Genomic DNA, 14,856 nt, shown 5'->3' with positions numbered 1-14,856 from the left:
ATTACCTTACATTAAAATGTTCTTCTTTTACCCATGTATTTTGTCCAATATCGATATAGCCATCTTTTCTCGCAAAAACGCCATATGGATAAGATCCATCTACATTTCCTTTATAATTTCCATTTGGACCATCATATGTGTTAATACCATAACCTGCTGGATATTTTGAATAAGCATGGNCCATATGGATAAGATCCATCTACATTTCCTTTATAATTTCCATTTGGACCATCATATGTGTTAATACCATAACCTGCTGGATATTTTGAATAAGCATGGAACCACTCTACTTCAAAGTGTTCTTCTTTCGCCCATGCTTCCCAACCTAGGCACAACATATTTTCATTCCCACCATACCAAGCAGCATCTATAATTAAATATGGCATTTTTGTATTAATGACATGACCTGTGAACCANATTTTGAATAAGCATGGAACCACTCTACTTCAAAGTGTTCTTCTTTTGCCCATGCTTCCCAACCTAGGCACAACATATTTTCATTCCCACCATACCAAGCAGCATCTATAATTAAATATGGCATTTTTGTATTAATGACATGACCTGTGAACCAAGCATCTTTTCCAGGGCCACTATATAAATTGATACCCGATCCTTCTGGGTATTTAGACGTTGCGATTCCTAGTCCTTTTGGTTGTAACGGTTTATTGTCACCACCATCAGTTCCTCCGTTAAAATCAACATATTGCTTAACAATTTCAGAGTAGAAGAAATTCCCCCCATTTTTATATCGATAACCACCATTGTAGGCAACAGCGATAGGGTGACTATATTTCACCATAGCACCAGTTGTATTTCCGAGTGATGGAGCAACAACTGTTTTAGAATACAAATCTGCTACCGGTAATGAATGCTGTTTATTGTTAGAAGCTAACCAGCGAAGGTAAGCTCGTCCAAAATTATACGATTGAACAATGGCACTTAAATCTGTAATACCATTTTTCTTTGCATCATCAAAAGCTCCCTTTAAATGCTTTACTCCGTAATAAATTGAATCCTTAGGATTTTTAATTGTATTCATTGGCCAACCTTGTGATTCACTGGACTGCATAATATCGGGGGGTGTTTCAGAGTTCCCTCCACTTTCCACCATAATAATTCCAAGTACGTAAGGAACTAACTCAGGTACTCCTTGTGCGGAACATTCACTTTCTACCATTGATTGCCAACGTAACACTTGTTGTGGCAAATTCTTTGTTTTGACTGAAGCAGCTAATAAATTCATCATTAAACATCTCCTTATTTGCTATTATTTTCGCCTGTAAACCTACTACTTTACTAAATATAACCGGAAGCCAAATGCCCATTTATCTATAAAATCACTTCATGTTACTCACCTTCTTTCACAACAAAAAGAGCAACCATAAAAATAGTTGCCCTTTCGTCGAAATCTTATATTACTACTATAAATCACTTTTTCAATACTTTCTGTACACTGCATGTATCCTACAAAAAGGTAACATTAAAACCCATCTAAAAACTTGACAATCTTTCTTATTTCAGCATGTTTTCGGCGGATATAGCCTGTACTATAATGTAATTCAAACGCTATTTGTTCTAAAGTCATTCCATCAACATATTTCATTTTAAGTATTTGATGATCCAGTCCTGTAAACTTATTAATTAAAAGCTTTAAATCATACTCTTCATTCATCTTATAAGCTAATTCATATTCAATTACTTCAATTCGTCCTTCTACCTTAGCCCCTTCCGATTCAGCGTTTAATCGTACATTTTGCAAATCACCACTAATCCAACGCTTCAATTCGGCTTTTGATTTATCTAAGTTGTATTCTAAATAAGTAATTTCTTCTTCTAACTTCTTATAATCTTTGAGCCATTCGAACACTTACCGATTCACCCACTTCCGTTCTTTTTACAAAGTCTCTTAATACTAATTTAATAGAATGAATATGCTTATTAACTTTTTCAATCTTTATTACTTGTAAATTATCTTTCATTTTATAAACACAACCCTTTCCTAACATTTTTTTACCCTCTATTGATAAGTTCCTTACATCTTTAGAATTCAGATATTGTAATTAATTCCTGAATCCTTTTGAAAAAACTTCTAACAGTTCCCATAGAACTTTAAGAAATAAACTGAAATTACAAATGGTTCATACTTGATCCAAACATTCACTAATATCTTTATAATACTGTTCACTATGCATCGGGAATCTTTAAAGAATATAAATGTATTATTTTTTATTAAGGTAATATATTTCAAAATAACAAAATCATCTAACGTTTTTTCTTATGACTTATATTTATTTAACACTTCTTGTAATCTCTCACGCTCTTCATCAGTAGATTGCACGATTTTTCTTTCCTCTTCTTGATTTGTTGATTCATCATCTTTGTATAACCAATCAGGTACAATCTCTTTTCTATTTGAATACTTCCTACCTATCCCATTATATTTCTTTTTCTTGCTCATTTCGAAACGTCTATCTAGTATGGCCACATCAACTAATGTTTTAACTTCTTGCTCCTTCCAATTCCTCAATATAGCCTTAATGTAGTTCCATCTTGGTGCATTCTCATCAACGGCTTTATTAATTGCATGCTGAATTAATTCATCACTAAACAAATTACAAAAATCCCCCAACTCTGCAATTGCAATTTCACTTAACGGAATGCCCGTCCCCTTAATAAAGTTGCAACTTACTTTAACCTTCTCATTGCTGGATACACAAGAATCTAATTTATCAATATCATCATAATGATTAGTATTTTGTATATTAGTATTTCGTTTATTAGTAGTTATTCTATTAGTATTTAGTAGTGCTTGATTTTCCTCATATGGCTTTACCACATCTTGGTTTTCCACTTGTGGCATGTTCCTTTGTGGCGTTTCGTAAATTTCCGTATCCCACCTTGTAATTTTTTTGGTATTCCCATCACGAACAGGATAACGTTTTACATAACCTAATTCTTTTAATTCCTTAAAACCTGTACGGAGCGAATCTTCTCCATCCTTAGCATGTCGAGCTAATTCGCTAATATGAAAAGTCCAATCGTCTGGTAATGTAAGCGCATAGGCTAAGATTCCTTTCGCTTTCCAAGACAACCTTTCATCTTTTAAACCAGTATTATTTATAACGGAATAATTACTATCTTTTTTCACTCGAATAATTCCCATACTAGCCACCTCATAAATTCTCAAAAACGGTATTCAATGGTATACTTATCTAGAGATATTTTTTCTTATAGAATCCGCTGCAACGGATTCTTTTCTTATACATTCATTCAAAACAATTATGCTATCCGTATCAATTTTCTCCTAAACCTCTCTTATTCCTCAAATTCAACATCCACTTGAATTTCGATATTCATAGGAATTTCTTGTGTTATACGAATCACATTTTGACTCACTCCTTTTTGAATAAGCTTTCTAACCTGCTCTTTTGCATCTTCTTTTGTTTTAAATTCACTGACAGTTGGTAGTCCTGCTAAACTGCTAGTAATGACTAAAATCTTTCTTTGCATGTTCTTTCCTCCTACTGAATTTCTGCCATATTTATTTGTGAGTTTTTAACTGTAATTTCTTCATTTAAAACAGTTGGAATTGAATATTCTTCATTAATAATTTGTATCGCTCTATCCAAATGATAACGTTTAATAGCTTTATAACTATTCACACCAAATTCCCGATGTAACTGACTATAAATATCTCTATATAACTTTCTTCTAAGGCCGATATCCTGATAAGAATTTGAATTTTTACCTCCCAATAACATAACACCTAACCTCTTTACAGCCCTTATTATCTCTTCACACTCAATAGCATAAAGCGGCGTATTTTCTCGCAATTCCTTCACCTCAGACTTAATCTCTTGTATCTCCTGAGTATGCCCTTCTAACGCAGCAAATGTTAACTTTAAAACCCCCATTGGATCCTTTGGCACATTTTGTTGATTTTGTATATACTGCTTCATTCGTTTGAACTCTTTCATAAATTTAATTTTCATTCCAACCGCTTCTCTAGTGGTATATCCCATAACAAGTAACGTGAATGCTTCTTCTGTTAAATCATATTTAGGGATCCACCTGTTCTTTGAATTAACATAAGTGGACTCGTGAAAATTTTCTCCTCCAAACTCTTCATCTACATATACAATTTGTTTTCGAACTTCCTTCAAAACGTCGAAGTGATCTTTTTTGAATATCTTTGCAATTACCAAACTATCCGTTACTACTTTGCCATTAACTTCAAATACTAATGAACTATGTACTGATGAGTCAGTTAATTGCCCCATCCTCATCTCCTCCTCACTACTAATTTTGAACTATCTTTATTGTATTGAGATAATTTCGCACTACGCATAATTCGTTGCTTTCTTTTTACAGATTAACTAATTATCGAAATTTAATATAAATACTATAATATGAACCCTTTTATTAAGTCATTATTCAATAATTCGGTTATCCATTTTAAGCAATTCTCCTCCGATTTCAATTCGCTTCGTTTTCTTCAAATTCAAAAAGATATTCCAAATTATGTTCTGGAAAAAAAGTTTTCTTAATTTCAAAAGCTTCATCATAATAAAAACGAAATTTACCATTTATTTTGTCGCTCACTGTTGCGTGGCGAAGTTTCAGATGCGAAGAAATTTGTGTAATCATAATTCTTTTTCTCGCCATCTCTGCACGCAAATCCGGATACATCGACTCACCACCTATTTTATGTACGATATTGCGTTCATTTCCATTTAAATATAAACTCAATTTCGTATATATTTCTATTTACTAACAAATTCAGTTAGGTTATGATATATACAGAAATACGCAATATCGTATACATTTTAATACGAAAGATGGTGAAAGTAATGAAAAAAGCAGAGGTTGTAACACGCTTAATAAAAGAAGCTGGCTATAGCAAAAGAGCCTTCGCCGAAAAAATAGGTCTCCCCCCCACAACACTGCAATCCATGTTATCAAGAGGGATTGGTAAAGCATCTGTTGATAATGTAATAAAAGTTTGTAAGGGATTAGGAATCACTACTGATGATTTAGAAAAACTCGCAACCCAAGAGGACAATACTGTTAAAGAAGAAGTTTCTATTTATGAAACCATCCAAAACGATCAATCAAATATTATTCATATTCCTATCATTGGTTCTGTAGCAGCTGGTACACCTATATTCGCTGAAGAAAATATCGAAGGCTATTTACCAATGCTAAGTACATTTTTAAACAAGCGTAAAAAGTATTTTTACCTTACTGTAAAAGGCACTAGCATGAATCTCGAATTCCCTGATGGTTCTTATGTTTTAGTAGAGGAAACTCCTTATGTTGAAAACGGACAAATTGCTGTTGTAAAAGTCAATGGTTATGATGCTACCGTGAAAAAGATTTCAAAATCTGGAAGCATCATTACTTTAATACCATTGAGTAATGACCCTATCCACGAACCAAAAACTTACGATCTTTCAGCTGAAGATGTAAAAATCATTGGTCGCGTTGTACAGGCAGTAAAGAATTATTAAGTCATAGCACAAGTGATTTTAAAAAAAGATAAGATCGATTCTTTTGAAAAGATTTTCTTAGTAACATGATTCAAAATAACCAAAAACAATCCATTATCTAGTAGTTAACATATCCAATAACTTCACTAAAAAAGCCCTGATACCGTAGTATCAAGGCTTTTTCATTTCACAAATTATATAAAACTTACATTTATCTGATAATGTTTTTCTATGATATCACTACTTGTTATTAATTGTTGGCTTTTATGTGGCTGTTTTTCATTTTGCAACCATATAAAATTGTAATAATAGGGAATTAAAAAACCCTTGATACGAGTTGTATCAAGGGTTCAAGCCTCTTAGTATAGAGACATATATTGATCGCGTTCCCATTGGTGAACTTGTGTTCTAAAGATATCCCACTCAATCTCTTTCGCTTCGATGAAGTGCTCAAGTAAGTGTTCTCCTAGTGCACCGCATACTACTTCATTAGATTGTAATGTAACTAACGCTTGCGCTAATGTTGCTGGTAAGTCAACGATACCTGCTTCTTCGCGCTCTTCTTTTGTCATTACATAGATGTTACGGTCTACTGCAGCTGGTGGAGTTAATTTGTTTTTAATTCCATCAAGACCTGCAGCTAATAATGTAGCCATTACTAAATATGGGTTTGCAGCTGGGTCAACACTACGTACTTCTACGCGTGTACTAATACCACGAGATGCAGGGATACGTACTAACGGGCTACGGTTTTGTGCAGACCACGCTACGTAACAAGGCGCTTCATATCCAGGTACTAGACGTTTGTATGAGTTTACAGTTGGGTTTGCTATCGCTGTAAATGCTGGTGCATGTTTTAAAATACCTGCGATGAAGTGACGAGCATCATCACTTAATTGTAAGTCACCGTTTGCATCAAAGAATACGTTCTCACCATTTTTAAATAATGATAAGTTACAGTGCATACCTGAACCGTTCACACCGTATAGTGGTTTTGGCATAAACGTTGCGTGTAAACCATGTTTACGAGCAATTGTTTTTACAACAAGTTTGAATGTTTGAATGTCATCACATGAGCGAATTGCATTTGCATATTTAAAGTCAATTTCGTGCTGTCCTGGAGCAACCTCATGGTGAGATGCTTCAATTTCAAATCCCATTTCTTCAAGTTCAAGAACGATATCACGACGACAGTTTTCCCCTAGATCCATCGGCGCAAGGTCGAAGTATCCACCGTTATCGTTTAATTCTAATGTTGGATTTCCTTTTTCATCAACCTTAAATAGGAAGAATTCTGGCTCTGGTCCAAGATTGAAGTCTGAAAATCCTAAAGCTTCCATTTCTTTTAACACACGTTTTAAGTTGTTACGTGGGTCTCCATCAAATGGAGTGCCATCTGCATTGTAAATATCACAGATTAGTCGAGCTACTTTACCTTTTTCAGCTGTCCAAGGGAAAATTACCCAAGTGTCTAAATCAGGATATAAATACATATCAGATTCTTCAATACGTACGAAACCTTCAATCGAAGATCCATCAAACATCATTTTGTTATCAAGAGCTTTCGTTAGTTGTCTCACTGGAATCTCTACGTTTTTAATTACCCCTAAAAGGTCCGTAAATTGTAAACGGATATACTTTACATTCTCTTCTTTCGCCAAACGGAAAATATCTTCTTTTGTGTATCTAGACATTATAAATTCCTCCTTAGTCCCTCTAATCGCCTTCAGAATCAGTTATCTTTAGTGAAAAAATCTTGAAATGTCACCTTGTCGCAATGAAGTTCGATTGAATCTACCTGTATGTTGTAGTTCATCTCGAAGTATTTTGCGAAGCTCAGTTTTTGAAATTTCTTTTGTTTCTTCTTTTACTTTCACTGCTTCTGTTTGATTTTCTTTCATTAGTAACACTTGCTTAATACCAGCCATATTCAAGCCTTGATCTAACAAATCTTTAATCTCTAACAACTTATCTACATCGTTAAATGAAAATAATCTACGATTCCCCTTTGTACGGGTTGGAGAAACAAGATTATGCTCTTCATAGTAGCGAATTTGACGTGCAGACAATTGTGTTAAATCCATAACAATACCAATTGGAAACAGCGGGGCAGAACGTCTATCTTCTTTCATTTTTCAGTTCCTCCTTCGCCTTAACTGCTTCTCATTTTATAACATGTTATGTTTAGTGTCAATAGATGTTAGCTTTTCTTACATGATTTTTTTATAAATTTTTTCATTCTTTTTTCTAATCGCATAAATCGTTACTTTTATACGAAAAAAGCTGCCGATATCGACAGCTCCCCTTTAAGAAATTGTTAATAAATTCTTTTCAATCAATTCATCAATCGCAGAACAAATCGCAATTTTAACATGCGAATACGTTAATCCACCTTGCACATATGCAACATACGGTGGTCTAATCGGACCATCAGCAGACAATTCAATACTTGCACCTTGAATAAACGTTCCCGCCGCCATAATTACATCATCTTCATAACCTGGCATATAGTTTGCATACGGAGTAAAATGCGAATTAATTGGAGATGCATATTGAATCGCTTGGCAGAAGGCAATCATACGGTCTTTATCATCAAATTGAACAGATTGAATTAAGTCTGTTCTTGGTGCATTCCACGCTGGTGACGTGTTCATTCCTAACTTTTCTAAAAACGCAGCTGTAAAAATTGCACCTTTCAGCGCTTGTCCTGCAACATGTGGCGCTAAGAAGAACCCTTGATACATTTCTTGCAGACTGTATAAAGACGCTCCAGCTTCCGCACCAATTCCCGGAGATGTTAAACGATATGCACACGCTTCAACATACTGTTCTTTACCGACAATGTAACCACCAGTTTTTACAATTCCCCCGCCTGGGTTTTTAATAAGCGAACCCGCCATTAAATCTGCACCAACATGACACGGCTCTTGCTCTTCAATAAACTCACCATAACAGTTATCTACAAACACAACAACATCAGGTTTAATTTCTTTAACAAACGCGATCATCTCTTTAATTTGAGAAATAGTAAACGATGGACGAGTAGCATAACCTTTCGAACGCTGAATACCGATCATTTTCGTATTACTATGAATCGCTGCTGCAACAGCTTCAAAATCAACAAGCCCACCTTCAGTTAGCGGAACTGCATTGTAACCAATATTATATTCTTTAAATGAACCTACACCTTTCCCACGCACGCCAACGATTTCCTCTAACGTATCATACGGTTTTCCAGTGATGTACAATAACTCATCTCCTGGACGTAAAATACCGAATAACGCTGTAGAAATAGCGTGAGTACCTGAAATAATTTGCGGACGAACAAGTCCAGCTTCCGCTCCAAACACATCAGCATACACTTTTTCTAACGAATCACGGCCAATATCATCATAACCATAACCTGTCGTCGGGATAAAATGCGAGTCACTAATTTTATGTTTACGAAAACTTTCTAATACACGAAACTGATTACTTTCAATTACTTCATCCGCACGTTTATGTACTTCTGTAATCTGACTCTCTACTTCTTTTACGATTGGAGCAATTTTTTCTCCATTTTTCAAACGATCAAACATTTTTATTTTCTCCTTCTTCCACTAAAAATCTCTTTAATTGCACATTAAGCGATGAATGAGTAAAAATATACCCTGCACAATCATATACAAATTTATCTTCCAGAAACTCCATCTTTGCTAATAGCGTTTCCGTCTTTAAAAGCGTTAATAACTTACCTTCACTCGGAGGGATTTCTACTCGATAACGATCCATTTCTTTCTTCATTTTCATTTCTATCGCTTCTTTTATACGCAATAAATCACTTTCTTCAAAAGCACTAGTCATTAAGAAATCACTTTTCGGAAACGGAATAAAGTTTTGATGTAATTCATCTTTTTTATTATATAACGTAATAATAGGAATATGATTAATTTCAAGTTCTGATAATAATCGTTTTACTGTTCTTTCATGCCCTATGTAGTTAGGATCCGCAGAATCAACTACATGTAAAATAACATCTGCTTCCCCCGCTTCTTCCAGTGTTGAACGAAAAGCAGCAATTAATGAAGTGGGTAAATCTTGTATAAAACCAACAGTATCAGTTAGTAATACTGTATAACCAGAAGGTAACGGCATCTTCCTCGTCGTTGGGTCTAGTGTTGCAAACAGAAGATTTTCTTCAAACGTATTAGCTTCCGTTAATCTATTAAACAGTGTCGATTTCCCTGCATTTGTATAGCCTATTAATGAAACTTGAAATACTTTATTGTCTTTTCTTCTCTCACGATATCTTTTTCGGTGTTCCACAACAACTGCAAGTTGTTTCTTTATTTCATCAATACGCGATCGAATATGACGACGATCCGTCTCAAGTTTCGTCTCACCCGGTCCTCTCGTTCCAATACCACCACCAAGACGTGATAAGGACAACCCTTGACCCATAAGACGTGGCATTGTATATTGCAACTGAGCTAATTCTACTTGAAGCTTACCTTCCCTCGACTTCGCACGTTGCGCAAAAATATCTAGTATTAGTTGCGTTCGATCAATTACTCTCGCATCTAATACTGAGGATAAATTCCGAATTTGACTCGGCGTTAATTCATTATTAAATACAATAACATCCGGCTCTAATTCTTCAGTTAGCATTGTAAGCTCTTCTAATTTCCCTTTACCTATGTAAGTTGCCGGATGAAACTTTGGTCGTTTTTGCGTTGTTGAAACTAACACTTCCGCTCTCGCAGTCTTAGCTAGTGATGCAAGCTCTTTCATGGAATGCATAAATTTTTCATCATCATCTTGCGGCAATTGACAGCCTACTAATATGACTTTTTCTTTTTCTTCCATCAAATATGTTCACTCATCCTTTTCGAAATTTAAACCTTCTAATATAATAGCAGAGGAAGCACATTTCATCTAGTTAGCGGGGGAGAAAATTCATGGCATGGGAGATTTTTAGCATCATAGGCACAATCGCTTTCGCACTAAGCGGAGCCATTGTTGCAATGGAAGAGGATTATGATATTTTCGGGGTGTATATTTTAGGAATGGCAACCGCATTTGGGGGAGGTGCCCTTCGTAATTTATTAATCGGTTATCCGATTGTCGCGTTTTGGCAACAAGACATGTTATTCCAAATCGCACTTTTATCAATGACTATTATTTTTCTTTTTCCAAATAAGTTAATTAGACATTGGAAAAAGTGGGAAAATATCACTGACGCTATCGGCTTATCAGCATTTGCTGTACAAGGAGCATTATATGCTCAAAAATTAAATTTACCAATTAGCGCCACAATCGTGGCAGCTGTTTTAACTGGTATCGGCGGCGGTATCATTCGCGACCTTTTAGCCCGCAGAAAACCTCTCGTTCTTCGAGCTGAAGTATATGCCTTTTGGACAATTTTAGCAGGTTTCTTAATTGGCGCTCAAATTATTGTTAGCGATTGGGCTCTTTACATTTTATTCATTTTAATTGTTTGCTTCCGCATGGTTTCTATTCATTACAAATGGCATTTACCGCACAGACGTATCGAAACGAAAGAACGTTCAATGCATAAATAGCAATCTAACCTCTTTACATATCGTAAAGAGGTTTTTCTTTTCTAACGATTTTTTCTTTATATAATGTTTATACTAATTTTTAAAGTGAGGTGAATACAAATGACAAACCACGTTAATAAAGGAGCTCAAAAAAGTTCAGTAAACCAATTTGGACACGACCCTAATTCAGCACACGAAAAGAGCGCTAAAATGGAACGCTTCCATAAAGCGCACCAAGAAAAAGCAAAAAAAGAGTAAACGAACTTATACACAAAAATAGACGCACAGTTTATGTACTGTGCGTCTCCTCTTCGAGCATCAAATCCATACTCGATATTCCAATTAAATCATTTTTATCATACGTATCTTCTTGCAACAACCGCATCGCCTGTGTACGAATTGATTTTTCAACAATATTCCGTACATACCGCCCATTACTAAACGATGTAATTTGCGACGAATACTTCACCGCATGTAAATGATCCCTAAATTTCCATTCAGCTTCTTTTGATAACTGATATTCACGATCTTCATACATTCTCTTTCCAATTTCCAATAGCTGATTTACCGAGTAATCCGCAAATTCAATAATAAATGGAAAACGAGATTGCAGCCCTGGATTTAATGAAAGAAAGTGATTCATCTCTCTTGAATATCCAGCTAAAATCAATACAAAACCATGTTGTTTATCTTCCATATGTTTTACAAGCGTATCAATTGCTTCTTTTCCAAAGTCCTTCTCTCCTCCTCGAGCTAAAGAATAAGCCTCATCAATAAACAAAATACCTCCCATTGCTTTTTTTATTAAGTCTCTTGTTTTTTGAGCTGTATGGCCGATATACTCTCCTACAAGATCAGCACGTTCAGCTTCAACCAAGTGGCCTTTCGATAGAATATTCATCTCAAACAGCAATTTCCCTATCATTCTAGCAACAGTTGTCTTCCCTGTACCCGGATTCCCTTTAAACAACATATGAAGTACTTGCTTCTCAGACTTCAATCCCTTCTCTTGTCTTTTTTTATTCACATAAATCCAAGCATATATTTCTTTTATTATCTTTTTTATATCATCCATCCCAACAAGCTTCCCCATCTCTTCTTCAATTCTCTGCAGCATTTCATGTTTAATTGTAGTTTCATTTGAAATTACCGTTTTATTTTCTGTGGCTGGCAAAGAAATTTTCTTTCGATGGTTTAACACAATATTAATTTGATTGTTGTTTTTCTTTCGCATCGATTGTTCCATACAATCACCTCATTTTATCCCGCTATTTGCGGGCAGTAAGACTCCCACCTCGACATTCAGCAAACGTTTGGTATTTAAGCGGGAGATAACCGCCCGTAAATGCCCGATTGGTTCAACTAATAATCGCAGAGGATGAACAAAATCCCCACTGATTATAGTTTCACTTTATCCACTCACCAAATATTATTATTCCTGTCCCCCTTGTAAATGCCTATTTTCAGAAAAGTTTGCTATAATATAAGAAATAATTAAGGTGGTGGGACTATGGAGACAACGGAATTCCATGATACAATACAAGCCTTTTCTATTTTTTTATTGAATAAAGGCCGAAAACCCTCAACTATTAAACGTTATGTTTATGACGTTGAAGACTTCGGACATTGGTTAGAAAAAAACAAAAAGCTCCCTTCCAGTAATATATGGGCTACACTTTGTACAAAAGACTACGAAGATTACTTTTCCGATTTAAAAACGAATCGACATTACTCAGAAAAAACGATGCATCGTGTATTTACTGTATTAAATAGAATGCATCACTTTCTAAACATTCCCAATCCATTGAAGAATATGGAAATATCTATTCAACCAGACCGTACACTTCGTAACGAAGATTTCATTTCACCTGATGAAGAAAAAAGATTAAAGTATATAGTCACTTCATTAGAAGGACTTTCAGAAAAACAACTTCCTGTGCGCCTTTTATTAATGGATCGCAATATTGCTATTTTAAATCTATTGATCGACTACGGTTTATCCTTACAGGAACTTACAGCATTAACAATGCATCACGTTCACTTTGAAACTAACACATTGTCAATCCCAGCAACCGCAGGTGTAGAAAGAACAATTACATTAGCAAAAGAAGACAAAAAACAACTATATAATTATTACAAAAGTATCCCAGAACCAGTTCGCCCTAAGTATCATAGTGATGATTCATTGTTTGTCGCATTTGATTTTAACCGCGGAACATACAGGTGGGTATATGAAAATGATGCACCAAAGGCATTAACGGAAATTGCTATACAAAAAATGATTCGCCTCGAAGTGGCTAGAGCCAATTTACGTAAAGGAATTTCAGGACAACATTTTCGTAACACCTATATTTTAAACTTAATAAAAAAAGAAACTCCTGAATCAGAAATTATAAAACTCGCTGGATTCAAATCAAAAATTTCATTAAAGCGATATTATCAATACGCAGAAAATAGAAAAAACGCCTTATTGTAAGGCGTTTTTTCTATTTTTTCTTTAAACAAACGATTTTACTATGACCATTTAACTAATTTCTGCATCTACTATGATGAGTTTCGTTCACATTTTCATGAGAAAGGAGAGATTTAATGTCTCGTTATAACGACAGTCAAAACAAATTCTCCAAACCATGCTTTCCAAGTAGCGCCGGACGAATCCCAAATACTCCATCAATCCCAATTACTAAAGCTCAACTTAGAACATTTCGTGCGATTATTATTGATTTAACAAAAATAATCCCAAAACTTTTCGCAAATCCATCTCCCCAAAACATTGAAGATCTAATCGATACATTGAACCTACTAAGTAAATTTATTTGTTCACTAGACGCTACTTCCTCCCTGAAAGCACAAGGGTTAGCTATTATTAAAAACTTAATAACTATATTAAGAAATCCAACCTTTGTAGCAAGCGCTGTATTTATTGAGCTTCAAAATCTCATTAACTATTTACTATACATTACAAAATTATTCCGAATTGACCCTTGCACACTTCAAGAGCTTCTTAAATTAATAGCAGCATTACAAACTGCTCTAGTTAATTCTGCTTCGTTCATTCAAGGACCTACCGGACCTACTGGGCCTACTGGACCAGCAGGCGCTACTGGTGCCACTGGACCTCGAGGTAACACGGGCGCTACTGGACCTCAGGGACCTCAAGGTAACACAGGCGCTACCGGCAATACAGGCGCTCAAGGACCTGCGGGTGCTACCGGCGCTACTGGACCTCAGGGRCCTCAAGGTAACACAGGCGCTACCGGCAATACAGGCGCTCAAGGACCTGCGGGTGCTACCGGCGCTACTGGATCTCAGGGGCCTCAAGGTAACACAGGCGCTACCGGCAATACAGGCGCTCAAGGACCTGCGGGTGCTACCGGTGCTACCGGACCTCAGGGGCCTCAAGGTAACACAGGCGCTACCGGTGCTACTGGACCTCAAGGTGTTCAAGGTAACACAGGTGCTACGGGTGCYACTGGACCTCAAGGTGTTCAAGGTAACACAGGTGCTACTGGACCTCAAGGYSTTCAAGGTAACACGGGTGCTACCGGCGCTACTGGTGCTACTGGACCTCAAGGTGTTCAAGGTAACACGGGTGCTACTGGCGCTACTGGACCTCAAGGTSTTCAAGGTAACACGGGTGCCACTGGACCTCAAGGCGTTCAAGGTAACACGGGTGCTACYGGCGCYACTGGACCTCAAGGTSTTCAAGGTAACACAGGTGCTACTGGCGCTACTGGACCTCAAGGTSTTCAAGGTAACACAGGTGCTACTGGCGCTACTGGACCTCAAGGTCTTCAAGGTAACACGGGTGCCACTGGACCTCAAGG

At 36.2% G+C, this 14,856-nt stretch carries 16 protein-coding genes and 2 pseudogenes; 5 read left to right on the top strand and 13 right to left on the bottom strand.

Going from position 1 to position 14,856, the window contains the following annotated elements:
• Position 1 precedes the first annotated feature (1 nt).
• The 8 genes and pseudogenes from ASE54_RS35650 to ASE54_RS08210 form a co-directional block, all read right to left on the bottom strand.
• Positions 2 to 179 (bottom strand): annotated as a pseudogene (locus ASE54_RS35650) (lysozyme family protein); the annotation flags it as partial.
• A 238-nt stretch (positions 180 to 417) separates the two neighbouring features.
• The coding region (locus ASE54_RS08235; protein WP_235567809.1) for a lysozyme family protein at positions 418 to 1,243 on the bottom strand (826 nt) is incomplete at its 3' end.
• A 237-nt stretch (positions 1,244 to 1,480) separates the two neighbouring features.
• Positions 1,481 to 1,867 carry a hypothetical protein gene (locus ASE54_RS08230; RefSeq protein WP_000464432.1) on the bottom strand — a complete coding sequence of 129 codons (387 nt, stop codon included), beginning with the start codon at positions 1,865 to 1,867 and terminating at the stop codon, positions 1,481 to 1,483.
• Positions 1,842 to 2,006: a hypothetical protein gene (locus tag ASE54_RS36250; RefSeq protein ID WP_000900737.1), complete on the bottom strand. Its 165-nt coding sequence runs from the start codon at positions 2,004 to 2,006 to the stop codon at positions 1,842 to 1,844. Before ASE54_RS36250 ends, ASE54_RS08230 begins: the two co-directional genes overlap by 26 nt.
• 269 nt (positions 2,007 to 2,275) lie before the next feature.
• A complete protein-coding gene (locus ASE54_RS08225; RefSeq protein ID WP_000511422.1) occupies positions 2,276 to 3,163 on the bottom strand; it encodes a DnaD domain protein in 888 nt (295 codons plus the stop codon).
• Positions 3,164 to 3,315: 152 nt separating this feature from the next.
• Positions 3,316 to 3,510: a hypothetical protein gene (locus ASE54_RS08220; protein ID WP_001189066.1), complete on the bottom strand. Its 195-nt coding sequence runs from the start codon at positions 3,508 to 3,510 to the stop codon at positions 3,316 to 3,318.
• An 11-nt stretch (positions 3,511 to 3,521) separates the two neighbouring features.
• Positions 3,522 to 4,280, bottom strand: coding sequence for a phage regulatory protein (locus tag ASE54_RS08215; RefSeq protein WP_000531298.1), 759 nt, complete (start codon positions 4,278 to 4,280; stop codon positions 3,522 to 3,524).
• Between the two features lie 196 nt (positions 4,281 to 4,476).
• Positions 4,477 to 4,689, bottom strand: coding sequence for a hypothetical protein (locus ASE54_RS08210; RefSeq protein WP_000283161.1), 213 nt, complete (start codon positions 4,687 to 4,689; stop codon positions 4,477 to 4,479).
• A 161-nt stretch (positions 4,690 to 4,850) separates the two neighbouring features.
• On the opposite strand from ASE54_RS08210, the gene ASE54_RS08205 reads away from it, so the two are divergent.
• Complete coding sequence (locus tag ASE54_RS08205) at positions 4,851 to 5,510, top strand: XRE family transcriptional regulator (protein ID WP_000708856.1); 660 nt, start codon at positions 4,851 to 4,853, stop codon at positions 5,508 to 5,510.
• Positions 5,511 to 5,848: 338 nt separating this feature from the next.
• Here ASE54_RS08205 and glnA read toward each other — a convergent pair whose 3' ends face one another.
• The 4 genes from glnA to hflX all read right to left on the bottom strand — a co-directional run bounded on the left by glnA (position 5,849) and on the right by hflX (position 10,334).
• On the bottom strand, positions 5,849 to 7,183 hold the full coding sequence (glnA, locus tag ASE54_RS08200) for a type I glutamate--ammonia ligase (RefSeq protein WP_000092763.1): 1,335 nt from the start codon (positions 7,181 to 7,183) through the stop codon (positions 5,849 to 5,851).
• 48 nt (positions 7,184 to 7,231) lie between these two features.
• Entirely contained in the window at positions 7,232 to 7,621 is a 390-nt protein-coding gene (gene glnR, locus ASE54_RS08195; protein ID WP_000656783.1) for a transcriptional repressor GlnR, read from the bottom strand.
• A 174-nt stretch (positions 7,622 to 7,795) separates the two neighbouring features.
• Positions 7,796 to 9,067: a methionine gamma-lyase family protein gene (locus ASE54_RS08190; protein ID WP_000460287.1), complete on the bottom strand. Its 1,272-nt coding sequence runs from the start codon at positions 9,065 to 9,067 to the stop codon at positions 7,796 to 7,798.
• Positions 9,060 to 10,334 (bottom strand): GTPase HflX, encoded by a 1,275-nt coding sequence (hflX, locus tag ASE54_RS08185; protein ID WP_000391414.1) that lies wholly within the window; start codon positions 10,332 to 10,334, stop codon positions 9,060 to 9,062. Before hflX ends, ASE54_RS08190 begins: the two co-directional genes overlap by 8 nt.
• A gap of 92 nt (positions 10,335 to 10,426) precedes the next feature.
• Between hflX and ASE54_RS08180 the strand changes: the two genes are divergently transcribed.
• Both ASE54_RS08180 and ASE54_RS36245 read left to right on the top strand, forming a co-directional pair.
• A complete protein-coding gene (locus ASE54_RS08180; protein ID WP_000312267.1) occupies positions 10,427 to 11,050 on the top strand; it encodes a trimeric intracellular cation channel family protein in 624 nt (207 codons plus the stop codon).
• A gap of 99 nt (positions 11,051 to 11,149) precedes the next feature.
• On the top strand, positions 11,150 to 11,287 hold the full coding sequence (locus ASE54_RS36245) for a hypothetical protein (RefSeq protein ID WP_000181505.1): 138 nt from the start codon (positions 11,150 to 11,152) through the stop codon (positions 11,285 to 11,287).
• 31 nt (positions 11,288 to 11,318) lie between these two features.
• Here the strand turns inward: ASE54_RS36245 and spoVK are convergent, their stop codons facing one another.
• Entirely contained in the window at positions 11,319 to 12,275 is a 957-nt protein-coding gene (spoVK, locus tag ASE54_RS08175; protein ID WP_000438196.1) for a stage V sporulation protein K, read from the bottom strand.
• Positions 12,276 to 12,539: 264 nt separating this feature from the next.
• Here spoVK and ASE54_RS08170 point away from each other — a divergent pair, with 264 nt between their 5' ends.
• A complete protein-coding gene (locus tag ASE54_RS08170) occupies positions 12,540 to 13,505 on the top strand; it encodes a site-specific integrase (protein WP_000450329.1) in 966 nt (321 codons plus the stop codon).
• A 113-nt stretch (positions 13,506 to 13,618) separates the two neighbouring features.
• A pseudogene (locus tag ASE54_RS37360) lies at positions 13,619 to 14,856 on the top strand (collagen-like repeat preface domain-containing protein); the annotation flags it as partial.

Origin of the sequence: Bacillus sp. Root131, from assembly GCF_001429475.1 — a bacterium.
Taxonomy (GTDB): Bacteria; Bacillota; Bacilli; order Bacillales; family Bacillaceae_G; genus Bacillus_A; species Bacillus_A thuringiensis_S.
The sequence above is the reverse complement of the archived record's forward strand: the minus strand, read 5'-3'. Positions and strand labels throughout refer to the sequence as shown.